Genomic DNA, 12,219 nt, shown 5'->3' on the forward strand with positions numbered 1-12,219 from the left:
TAATAACTTTATTATTATTTATAATATTTTCGGTTATATAGTCTTGAGATAATTCATTTGGGCTAATAGTATCTGACCATTTAGAATAGCTATATTCTTTTTCAAGCTTTAATAAACTATCTCTATTATATGTATCTTCATAAGATATATAAGAGAGTAAAATATAATACTCTTCCATAGATAAAACACCAATCTTCCCATCGACATCTCCATTAATTTTTATACTATTAAAATTGGGACTCTTTAGGTATACCTCTACTAAATGTTTTAATATTTCTGCTGTATTAAGCCTAGTATCTTTTGGTATTTTAATTATTTCTTTAACTGCTTTGCTTGTTGTTATATCGAACTCTAGCAGCATTTTAGTTAACTGAATAGTTCCTGGTTTATTAGGACTACTTCCTTTTTTTAAAAAAGTAATTATAGATTTAAAATCATCTGGTTTGCAACTGTTCTTAACGTCTTGAATTGTTTTTATATTTCGAACACGCATATAACTCAGAATTATTCTTTCTTGTTCTGAATTGCTTTCTATAACTTCAATAAAATCTAAAAGGCATTGTCTTATTTGTCCTTCTTGTAAATCTTTTAAATAGACTAATAGCGCTTTTTCTTTTGCTAATAAATAAGCTTCAACTATTGGGTTCATATATTATTTACGCATTAAAATTATAATTACCATTATTTTATAGTACCAAATCCTATACTATAGGACTTTATAGTACCAACCATATAAATAACTTCTTTTCAGTCACATATTTGCTACTGTATTTCAGAGCGAAATACCCTTTGCAAAGGAACCGTAATGTTTAACATAGCCTGATAACGGTTTTAGGCTATTCCTGATCAGGACACAAAATTTATGTGTCATGAAAAAATGTGTAACATTCATTCTATTAGCTTTCGCTTTAGTAATGACGTCTTGCTCTCCAGATGATGAGCAATTCACTAACATAGAACAAATTAATGAAGATAATTCTGACCCAACACCTGAGCATGAAGGTGACGATGAAGAATTAGAACCTAACGAATAATATTGTTCTACAGTTTTAAAAGCAGCGGTATTTATCGCTGCTTTTTTATTCTATAGATTTAAAAGGCGCTGTACTTTCTTCTACATTTTCTCTATTAGCATTTTTATATCTCATATACTTACTTACTAATTCTGGAGCATTTTTTACATTAAATTTATCATACAAGTTTCTAAGGTGTACTTCTACAGTTTTTGGCGAAATACATAATTTATCGGCAATCTCTTTTTGAGTAAAACCCTTAATTAATTCTATTATAACCTCATGTTCTCGTTTAGAAGCCTGCATCCACTTTTCTATCTCTAACATTTGTTTAATGTTATCATCTACATATTTACCTCCTTGCATAATGACACCAATAGCTTCATAGGTCTCTTCTACTCCTAATTGCTTATCTAAATAAGCATCTACATTACACTCGTTAAACAATCTATTATAATGAATTTGCCTAGTATGTTGAGTTAAAATCATAATCTTTATTTTTGGATATAACTGTTTTACTTTTTTAGCTATAATAAACCCATCAAACGTATTTGTCTCGAAATTCAAGTCCAATATTATTATGTCAACATCTTTTTCTTTTAACCATGTTAATGTAGCGTCATAACTATCTACATGTTGTACAGTGTTAATTAGTGGATGCTGTGCCAGAAGTAATTGCATTCCTTGAGCATAAGATTTTGAATCTTCAACCAATAATATGTTTAGTATTTTTTTCATTTTAAATTCTCTTTTATAGGGATTTTTAAATAAATACATACTCCAGACTCTGTTACATTAAATTCGTGTTTCCCGCCTAGTAATAAAGCTCTTTGTTTAATATTTATAAGGCCTATACCCTCGATGTTATCTTTTTGTTGAAATCCTATACCATTATCACATATTTTAAAATTTAAAATAGTTTTATCGTTTATAAAATGAGTTATTTTTACTTCTGTAGCTCTAGAATGTTTTTCTATATTACTTAAGACTTCTAATAGTATTCCATAAAGATTTGTTTGGGCATTTAAAGTCATTACGTCTAACACCTTTGGTAATGGTAACTCTACATCTACAAATATTTTTCTATAGTGTTGAAATTCGGATAATTGAGATACTATTATTTCTCTAAGGGTAGCTTTTTGTATTTTGTCTCCTAATGGAGATAATCTATGAGATATTAATTTAATTTGATGATTAACATCTTTAATATCATTAATTATAGTTTTACCTATACTTTCTGGATTGGTTGCTTTAGATAATGCTAATATTTTTAATCTTATACCATCATAATTAGTAGTAATAATATCATGTAAATCTTTACTTATTCGCTCTTTTATAAGCTCTTGACCATTAAATACTGCTTCTAATTTTTTAAACTCTTGCTGTTGTTCTTTAATTTTTTGTTGTTGCTTTAAATACACATAGAATGCTATTAATAAAACTATTAACCCCACCAAAATAATTAATAGAATAGTTTGATTTTCTAGCTTCTTTTTTTGATTGTTTATCGTTTGTTTTTTTTCAGTATTACTATAAGACAATTCATCTATTTTTTGTTGTTTAAGTTTACTTTCATACTCTTCCTGCAACTGCTGTATTACTTTAGAATGTTTTTCGTTAAAAAGCTCTTTATATATTTTAAGTTCTTCTTCTTTATATAAATACCCTTTTTTATAATCTTCTATTCCCATATAATACTTAGATTTTACTTCAATATTTCTAAGTAATACGTCTTTATTAATGACTGAGGATAAATAGAGTTCTGCTTCATCTATATATGCTTTAGCTTCTTTAAATAAACTCTCTTCAATAGCTATTAATGCTAACTCATTTACTGTTTGTACTATTGACAATGTATCATTAGTTTCTTTTTTTAAAGTAAGTGCTTCTTTATACATTTTCTTGGCAGTGTCATTATTATTTTGTAGATAATAAACTATACCCAAGTTACTTAATGTCTTTCCTGCATTTTTCTTATTGTTAAGAGCTTTTTGAAGTACTAAAGCTTTATTATAATGGTAACTAGCCGAATCGTATTGTTTTAATTTTAAAAAGAAGTTTGCCAAGTTATTATATGCAAATGAAATTTTAAGGGAGTCTTTAGTTTTAAGTCGTAAATAAAGGTGCTCTTGATAATACTTTTTTGCAATTTCTAGATGCCCTAATTGTATTTGAATATCTCCAATATTTCCACTAACAGTAGCTTTTTCTGCATCCATTTTTAACGTATTAAAACCATTATAAGCTAGCAATAAATGCTTAATAGCATCTTGTTTATAACCTAATTTCTTATATAAAATACCAGCTTTAGAAAACGTTGAAAATTTCTTTTTAGAGTCTTCTTTTTTAACATAGAGTTTAACAGCATTATTTAAACTCCATAACAAACTATCTTTTTCTTTTAATTTTCTATAAATAAGGGCTAAATTAAAATATGAATCTGCTGCATTTTGAGACATAGAGTCTTTTTTTATGCTTTTTTTTAAGTTTATGGATGCTTTGTTATAATCTTTCTGTTTGTAATAAATAAGTCCTATTTTTTTATAAATAAAACTAGCATCTGTTATTAAATTTTCTTCTAAAGCTAATTCTAGAGCTTCATTATATACAGATATTGCTTGCTTATATTCTGCCTGTTTCTCTAAACTTTTAGCTTCTTTTAGTAATACCGTTAATGTTTCAGAATAAAGATTTAAATCTATAGTACTTATAGACGCTAAAAACAAACAGGAATAAAAGTAAAATATAAAAATAGATTTAGGCATAAGTGTAATTATTAATACTAAAGTAGTTTAAAATACTATCATTTAGAACTTTAAAATACAATTTAAGGGAAATCCCGTATTGATGAAAGAAGGAGTTATATGTAATATTGTTAAACGCTTAACAATAAAAAAATATTAATCATTAACTTAAAAATAACCACCATGGCTAAAGTAAAAAATGTCCCTATTGCAATTAAATAACCTATACGCAATTAGAAAAAAAAGAACTAAAAGATTCATGAGTTATTTATATATGTAGAAATGGAAATTGTAGAGATACATAAAAAACTTTAGAAGACAATTAAATATGCTTTTCTTAAAAAAATAACTGCTAAAATATAACAGACAAGTTAATATTTATGGCTTCAAAAATAAAAAGCATACAACATTACGGAAAGCCGTAATAAAATTACAAATAGACTTCTCAACTTTAAAGAAATAAATAACGCTAAAAATTAATCTATTTATTTAAACAAACCAGCTCATGAATAAAATAGAAAAAAATAATCTATTTATTTTTCAACATACGCCTCTTTTTTTAATAAAAGAAATCTCTAAAAGACGAAAAACATCGCTCCTTAAAGCCTTTTTTAAAAAGATGGCTTTCATTCTTATACTATCTACTACTGCTAGCTTCTCCCAGCAGTTAAGTATAGATGAAGCTATAACATATCTTGAGGAGGTAGTTAACGAAGACTTGTCTAATCAAATTAATATTTATAAAGGCACAAAAAGGATAGCTTTTAGTGTTGTTAAAAATGAAATTAATATTAAATATATATGGGATGATAATAAATCTGTTATAGACAATAGCTATTTACAATCTAATATTAATTATAACGAAATTTCATTCCTGTCTTCTAAAATTACTCTAGCCCAAACAAAAAATAATAAAACAAAAAAAATCATTGCTTTAAAATGTTTAGACGGTTCAAAAAACTGTTTCAAGATGGAAAATGAAGCTTTAAAAATAAACTTTTCTAAAGATTTTTGTGATAGACCTATGGCATACAATCATTACGATTTTATTCATCTTTTTTATTTAAGTTCTCTTGAAAACCAAGAAAAAGTACTAACCGTTTTAAATTATATTCTTTTTGAATTGAATAAAACGCAAAATAAAAAAGAAGATTATACCATTAAAAAAATAAAGACTCTCAATAAAACAGAAAGTATTGTTTTAAAAAAACAAAACGGTGTTTCTTATTTAAACATTAATATAGGAGGTATTAAAGCAGATGTTATTCTAGATTCAGGTGCCAGTGATGTTTCAATATCTAAGCATTTTGAAAAAAGATTATTAGAAAAAGGTATAATAAAAATTAAAGATTATTTACCCTCTGGTTTATATAGCATTGCAGATGGAAGCATTGTAAAATCACAACGATTCACCATACCTTTTATAAGATTAAATAACACTGTCATTAAAAATGTACGCTGCTCTATTAATAACTCTGAAGACATCATTTTATTAGGAAGAACTTTTTTAGACAGATTTAAAAGTTGGGAAATAAACAACGAAACAAATAAACTAATCTTAAAAATTTAAATTATGAATATATTTTTTAATCCACTAGACGGCCCTATAACTAGCAAAAAAGTATTTGGTATTATTGTTTATTTGGTATTAGCTGCTATAAGTGTTTGGGCAACATCCGAATCTTTAAACTCTTCCTTCGACATTCCAATAGTTGTGGCTTACTTAATAGGTATAGCCTTTGTTATTACTATGGCAATGTTTCTTGGCGTACTCAAGCAAATTCTAGAAGAAAGAAGAGTAAGTGTCTTAAAGTTTTTATTTGTTGTAGTTACATTTCTTATCCTTTGGGGTGTTAGTCTATCTACTAATACTCATAAACTTTTTACACAGTTAAAACTACAAGATATTCGCAAAAATGAACTTAACGACGCCAAAATAGCAATAGAGAATATTGAGAGAAATAAATTAACTGTAGGAGAAAAAGTAATTAATGATTACAGACAGTTTGTAACCAGTAGAATTCTAGATTACAAAAAAGAGGTTAAAAACCCTGAAAATTGCGGGCATGGAGCTGCTGCAGATTCCTTAATGAGTAAAGTGCAAAAAAGTATGCCTGGATTTTCTATAACACCTCCCTCTGGAAGAAAAAAAAGTGAATCTAGTTGTAGAAAATTAGCCAACGAAATGGCAGATATGATGTTTACAGAACTTAATACCAGAATAGGTTCTATGAACGCAATTATTGGAAACTTAGATAACTGTAATGACGCTGACACCAGAGGTAAAATTCTTACAGATTTAGAAGAAAAAAATAGTTTTTTATATGATATGGTTAGTATAGAAATAAAACAAACTATTTCAGATGCCCATGAATATTACCAACAATTATATGAATGTTACAATACAGGATTAGTTCAAAACATAAATGATGTTAAAGAATTTACTAAAGCCGAAAAACTAGAGGAAGAGTTAGAATTGCCAGTACCAAGTTTTAAACTCGAAAAAATATCATACTTAATACCCTTTGTGAAAAATTACCCCAAAAAACAACAAGGAGCTTATTTAAGTTCTTTCTGGTTAAGCGTTGCCATAGCCTTTATTTTAGACTTAGCAGCCTTCATTATATTTTATTTTGTAATACTAAAAGAAGATTAAATTATGGAAAACAATAAAGATAAATGGAACATTGATGATGATTCTAATACAACACCAAACAAACACATTTCGCAAACTTCTAAACCCAAAATAGAGAACCAAGAACCAACCACTATACAAGAAGTAATAACGGGACAATTACATGAAAACGTTGTTGTTTTCGTTGGACCAAGAGAAGTAGGAAAAACGGTGACTTTAATGCGTTTAATACACTATTTAAAAAACACTAAAAGTGTTAAAATAGAACCAAACCAAACCTATAGAAAAGATAAAAGATATATAGATTCTATTAACGAATTTAAAGACGATTTACACCAACCTAATTTTAATGCTAAACGTACAGCAAACATGGACTTTTTAGTTTTAGATGTTTTTAAAAACTCTAAACTACATTGTCAATTCTTAGAAGCACCTGGAGAAGCTTATTTTGATGTAAGAAACCCTCATAATATAGGATTTCCAGCATATTTAACTAGCATCTTTAATAATTCTAAAATAAACAAAGTCTTTATTTTCTTCTTTGAAGAAGGTATGCTTATGGATAGCGACCCTATCGCATATTCTTCTAGGCTAGCTAGGTTAGTTAGTATGATGAATAGAAAGAAAGATGATGTTATAATACTATATAACAAATGCGACAAACAACGTAATCTATATGACCGTAATAAGCCTAACGTAAGAGAGTTTCAAAAGAGTTTATATAATAATACTAATTATAGTGATTTTTTGGGATCCTTAAAAGATTTAAAAATCCCTGTGAAATTTGTTCCATTTTCTAATGGCGACTTTCAAGATATTCCAGATAGTCAACTACAACGTTGGATACACTCAGATGACTTTTACCCCCAAGAATTATGGAAACACATAGAAAGGTGTTTTAAATCATTTAGCTTTTTCGGATAAAATAATAAACTATGACTGTAGATAAACAACAAATAGATGTTTTCTTTTTTGGTTCTCCTGGGGAAGGTTTCACCGCCTATCCATCTCAATTTTCTAATAAAGTAAATGGTTTAGATAAAAGTAATTCTAGTCATAAATTAGAATGCAAGTATATAGTTAAAGACAATAAAACAAAAATACAATATGCCGAATATGGTTTAACAGGCGTTGGGCAACATGGCAAATCGCGAGGCGGCCGTAATTTTGGAATTTGGATTGAGATTAAAGGTAAAAAACTAGATGAAGATGGTACAGAAAAAGTTTTAAATTATATTAAAACCTTTATAAACGAAGGTATATTATTAAAAACTAATCTCTTCGACAAAGACTCTTCATCTAATATAAAACATTATGTCATTACGTCATTTAATGAGGTTAGCGATACTTTAGACAAATGGATAGAAGTATTTAAAGAGCATTTTATTGCGGATTTTAAAGATAATTTTCAATCTATAACTATTAATGACAGTTATACAATAGATTTAAACCCTGAAAAAGTTAAGAGCACAAAAAAAGATGCAAATATTAACACATCAATCAAGCATAATAAAGATGTAGTTGGAGTCGAAATTGATTACTCAACAAACTCTATCCCAAAAACTCAGAAGAATTTTTTTTCTTTTTCTTTTGAAAAACTAAATACTCTCCTATTAACATTACTATTACTAATAACATTATTTGGTTCATCATATAAAAGTAGTCCAACTACTTCTATAGAAAACAGTAATAACAAAACTCCTACTAATACACACAAAACCAAAACGATAAGTGACAAAAACGAGAATAATTACATAAGCCAACAAAAATATATTATAAAAGCTGGAGATAATTTAAATTCTATAGTTAAGCTTCATAAAAAAAGTGATGGCAGTTTTTATACTGTAGAGGAAATTATGAAACATAATGATATAAAAAAACCTACTGGTATTCAACCAGGTCAAATAATTATGTTTCCAAATGAGTAAAGCTTGTAGCAAAATAAAATGTCCAAATAGATTTTCTATTGGTAAACAAAGTGATAAAGACGTTATTAATTTAATATGTCCTAAGTGCGAACAACTGTATTATAAATCTGAAGACAGAAGAAAAAGTATATTAAAGAAATTAAAATACAGTTTATTAAGCATTACATTTCTAAGTATTTCGCTACTTATATGGCTTAAAACAGACTTAATTAGTAATACCAAGCCTGAACATATAACTAAAAACTCACCAGAAAATACATTAAATCAATTTTTCAATAATATAAATAATAAAGATTATGAGAGTGCTTATAAACTTACCAATCATAAAAAATGGAGTTCGTTAACTAAGTTTAAAGAATTCTTAAAATATTGGAAATTCTATGATATTAAAACCTTTGAAGGAAAAACCTATTACTCTAGATATGAAGCGGATACTATTATTAATGTAAAATATAATGCCATAGAGGACGAATCTCTTATAATTGATGATAGAGAGTATGATTTTCATTTAAAAAAGTATAACAACGAATGGAAAATAGTAAGATTATATTTTCCAAAAAATCCAAATATTGACTTCTTAAAAACAGAAGAGGTACCAAAAACAGCAAAAGGAGCAGTTGAGCTTTTTTTAAAATTACTAAATAATAAATTATATCAAAAAGCTTTTTTAATTTCTAATAATCCCAAATGGGGCAATAAAAAAAAATTTACTTCTAGTAAAGGGTTTGGTTGTATAACAAACATTGCAGTTTACGAACTAAAAAAAATAGAAACAGTTAACCCTAACCTAGAAATTATATATGCTAGATACTATGCAAAAGACCCTTGTAATAAATCCAATAATCATGAATTTTACTTCTACGTATCTAATCAAGATGATTATTGGAAAATAATTAATGCGAAAACAAAATACTAATCAATTATCTTAATAACTACAACATGAAACCAAAACTAATCATTCTACTTTTTACTATAATTAATATAACGGCTTTTGCACAAAAAAAGACAATAGCAATAACGGCTTTTGAGACAACAACAAATAATATTAATTCTAAATATATTACAGCTATTGAAGACAAAGTAAAAGAGTCTTTTTATAATACCAATAGGTTTGACATTGTAGACCGAACAAATTATAAAAAACTAAAAGAAGAAAAAGAACTACAAAAAAGTGAAGCATTTATAGATGGAAAAACTGTAGAGCAAAACAGTCTTGAAGGTGCCGAACAAATAGTTACAGGAAATATTAGCCAAATAAGTATTGTAAAAAAACAACGTAGTTCATCTTTTTATTACGATTGTAAAATATCTTTTTCATTACAAGTCATTGATATTGCCACAGGGCAAGTTTTAGCTAGTGAACTAATAAGACCCAAACAAAGCCTTATGGGTGGGGTTTTAAGTGGAGCTATCGGCAGTTCTAACACACCAGATAAAGCATTTTTCAATGCATTAAAAGGTATGCAAAAGTCTATAAATAAATTCGTTGGTAACCATTTCCCTGTAACAACATTTATAATAGAAATATCAGAAGCTAAATCAAACAAAGCAAAAATGGTATTACTCAATACAGGGAATCTAAACGGTGCAAAAAAAAATCAAGAATTTACTGTAATAGAACTTATAAAAATGACCGTAAATGGAAAAGATTTAATTCGAAAAAAAGAACTGGGTAGAATAAAAATAACAAAAATTGAAGGAGATGAAATATCTGAAGCAAGAGTTATCAAAGGAGGAGATGTCATCCTTTCAAAATTTAATTCGGGCTCAACAATTGAATGCCATTCTAAAAACTAAAACATGATGCAAAAAAAAATCACCATATTAATTTTAATACTATTCATTTTTACTTCTTGCTCTAAAAAAATGTATACACCTTTAACAGCAGAAGTTAATGTAATAAACGAAGACAAACACAAAACCATAGAACTAAGAAGTATTGGTTTTGGTGAAAACAAATCATCTGCTATATACGATTCTGAGAAAAAAGCATTCGAAATTCTTTTTTTTCGAGGCATCCCAAATACTGCCATAGAAACACCTATGATTGGAACAGATGAAAATGTTAAATTAAATAAACATTCTAGCTATTTCAACACTTTTTTTAAAAGCAGATACAAATCTTTTATTATGAGTATTTACGAAGCTTCTCCCTCTCAAAAAAATAAAAAACAAGTATCTGTTGTCAACGATATAAAAATTAATATTCAATCCTTGAAAAAAGATTTAGAAACGCAAGGTATAATAAGAAAATTCGGATTTTAACTCACTAATTATGATTAAATACTTTTTAATATTTACATTTTTACTTCTAGGCTTTAATATAAAAGCTCAGGAAAAAACGCAAACGACACAACCAACAATAATGGTAATTCCGTACACTAAAGAAAATCAAGACATACGTACTGTTCTAGAAAGTGATTTTAATAAAAGAATTGCGATTACTAAAGTAAAAGAAGCATTCGATAACAGAGGCTTTACCACTAAGGACTTTGTTGGTTCTTTAAAAATGGCTTTAAAAGAACAAGCTGTTGGAAGCGATAGAAAAACAAGCTTAAAAGCAGAAGTTATTAGATTATCTGGAGCAGATTTTTATGTAGAAGTAGAAGTCTTTTTACAAAAATCAAGTAGTGGAAACTCTATAAAATTAATACTACAAGGTTATGATGCTTTCACTGGTCAATCTCTCTCCAATAAAGTAGGGCAATCTGGTAAATTTTACACTGAAGATATTGCCAAACTAGCTGAAAAAGCAACAGAAAGTTGTTCTGAAGAATTTTTAAATACGCTAAATTCAAAGTTCGGTGATATTATTGAAAATGGGCGATCTGTAAGAATTAGTATTGGTTTCGATGAAAATTCAGAATACAATATGGATTCAGAAATAGGCCAAGATGGAGATTTAATAGCAGACCTTCTGGAAGATTGGCTAGATGATAATGCTTATAAAAATAATTTTCATTTACAAGGCATTAGCTCCAGTGAAATGATTGTAGATGATTTTAGAACGCCTTTAAAAGACAAAAATGGAAGAAACTATCGCTCTTCAAAAGTAGCGAGAGCAATACGAAAATATATAATATCACTAGGGCTTTCTGTTAAAACAGATGTTGAAGGCTCAGGAAAAATTAATGTTACAATTCAATAATCAATTTATGAAACAAATAATTATGCTTTTACTTTTATTTACTTTAAATATTAGTAACACACAAAACACAGACATAGAACGCGATAATATTTCATTATCTATTATATTACCAAATAATTCAGAACTATTATCTCAAAAATCTATTTCCAAAATAGAATCAAAGATACAACATATTGTAACTGCAAATGGAATATCAGGAAAAGGTTATAGCAATGAGTTTTTAATATATCCTAAGTTTGAAATCTTCAATGAATCTACAATAGAAGGCATGAGAAATATGGTTATTATTGAAGTTGATTTTAGTCTTTACATACAACAATTTAGCACAAAAAAAATATTTTCATCATATTCAAAATCACTAAAAGGAAGTGGTTACACTAAAGAAAAGGCTATCACAAACGCTATATCTAAAATATCAAAATCTGACTCTAAATTAACTGAATTTATTGAGCAAGGAAAAAACAAAATACTTGATTATTATAAAAATAATTGTGATCAAATTATCGCAGATTCAAATATGCTCATACAAACCAAAAAATATCAACGAGCAATTGCTTTACTCTCCTCTGTTCCTAAAGAGGCAAAAACGTGTTATGCCAGTATTCAAAATAAATCTATAGAAGCTTATAATGCATATCAAAAACAAATTTGTAAACAAAATATAATCAAGGTAAAAACTGAACTAGCTAAAAAGAATTATAATGGTGCTTTACGTATTTTAAGTTTTATAGACCCAAGTTCTCCCTGTAAT

Annotated in this window: 13 protein-coding genes; 10 read left to right on the forward strand and 3 right to left on the reverse strand. The window is 27.5% G+C overall.

The window, feature by feature from the left end; genetic code table 11:
- The coding region (locus ACVC2P_RS00555; protein WP_452596536.1) for a hypothetical protein at window positions 1-649 on the reverse strand (649 nt) is incomplete at its 3' end.
- 220 nt (window positions 650-869) lie between these two features.
- On the opposite strand from ACVC2P_RS00555, the gene ACVC2P_RS00560 reads away from it, so the two are divergent.
- Window positions 870-1,034 (forward strand): hypothetical protein, encoded by a 165-nt coding sequence (locus tag ACVC2P_RS00560; protein WP_452596537.1) that lies wholly within the window; start codon window positions 870-872, stop codon window positions 1,032-1,034.
- Between the two features lie 45 nt (window positions 1,035-1,079).
- Here the strand turns inward: ACVC2P_RS00560 and ACVC2P_RS00565 are convergent, their stop codons facing one another.
- Window positions 1,080-1,751 (reverse strand): response regulator transcription factor, encoded by a 672-nt coding sequence (locus ACVC2P_RS00565; protein WP_452596538.1) that lies wholly within the window; start codon window positions 1,749-1,751, stop codon window positions 1,080-1,082.
- Entirely contained in the window at window positions 1,748-3,778 is a 2,031-nt protein-coding gene (locus ACVC2P_RS00570; RefSeq protein ID WP_452596539.1) for a tetratricopeptide repeat-containing sensor histidine kinase, read from the reverse strand. The genes ACVC2P_RS00565 and ACVC2P_RS00570 overlap by 4 nt, the downstream gene beginning before the upstream one ends.
- Window positions 3,779-4,262: 484 nt before the next feature.
- On the opposite strand from ACVC2P_RS00570, the gene ACVC2P_RS00575 reads away from it, so the two are divergent.
- The 9 genes from ACVC2P_RS00575 to ACVC2P_RS00615 all read left to right on the forward strand — a co-directional run.
- A complete protein-coding gene (locus ACVC2P_RS00575; RefSeq protein ID WP_452596540.1) occupies window positions 4,263-5,327 on the forward strand; it encodes a retropepsin-like aspartic protease family protein in 1,065 nt (354 codons plus the stop codon).
- Between the two features lie 3 nt (window positions 5,328-5,330).
- On the forward strand, window positions 5,331-6,413 hold the full coding sequence (locus ACVC2P_RS00580; RefSeq protein ID WP_452596541.1) for a hypothetical protein: 1,083 nt from the start codon (window positions 5,331-5,333) through the stop codon (window positions 6,411-6,413).
- A gap of 3 nt (window positions 6,414-6,416) precedes the next feature.
- Window positions 6,417-7,316, forward strand: coding sequence for a hypothetical protein (locus ACVC2P_RS00585; RefSeq protein ID WP_452596542.1), 900 nt, complete (start codon window positions 6,417-6,419; stop codon window positions 7,314-7,316).
- Window positions 7,317-7,327: 11 nt separating this feature from the next.
- On the forward strand, window positions 7,328-8,320 hold the full coding sequence (locus ACVC2P_RS00590) for a LysM peptidoglycan-binding domain-containing protein (protein ID WP_452596543.1): 993 nt from the start codon (window positions 7,328-7,330) through the stop codon (window positions 8,318-8,320).
- Window positions 8,313-9,236: a hypothetical protein gene (locus tag ACVC2P_RS00595; protein ID WP_452596544.1), complete on the forward strand. Its 924-nt coding sequence runs from the start codon at window positions 8,313-8,315 to the stop codon at window positions 9,234-9,236. Before ACVC2P_RS00590 ends, ACVC2P_RS00595 begins: the two co-directional genes overlap by 8 nt.
- Window positions 9,237-9,259: 23 nt before the next feature.
- On the forward strand, window positions 9,260-10,117 hold the full coding sequence (locus ACVC2P_RS00600; protein ID WP_452596545.1) for a CsgG/HfaB family protein: 858 nt from the start codon (window positions 9,260-9,262) through the stop codon (window positions 10,115-10,117).
- A gap of 3 nt (window positions 10,118-10,120) precedes the next feature.
- The gene (locus ACVC2P_RS00605; protein ID WP_452596546.1) at window positions 10,121-10,585 is read left to right on the forward strand and encodes a hypothetical protein; all 465 of its coding nucleotides are present in this window, start codon (window positions 10,121-10,123) and stop codon (window positions 10,583-10,585) included.
- A gap of 10 nt (window positions 10,586-10,595) precedes the next feature.
- Window positions 10,596-11,468 carry a DUF6175 family protein gene (locus ACVC2P_RS00610; protein ID WP_452596547.1) on the forward strand — a complete coding sequence of 291 codons (873 nt, stop codon included), beginning with the start codon at window positions 10,596-10,598 and terminating at the stop codon, window positions 11,466-11,468.
- Between the two features lie 7 nt (window positions 11,469-11,475).
- A partial coding sequence (locus ACVC2P_RS00615; RefSeq protein ID WP_452596548.1) for a hypothetical protein occupies window positions 11,476-12,219 on the forward strand: 744 nt, incomplete at its 3' end.

Source organism: Pontimicrobium sp. MEBiC01747, from assembly GCF_053601635.1.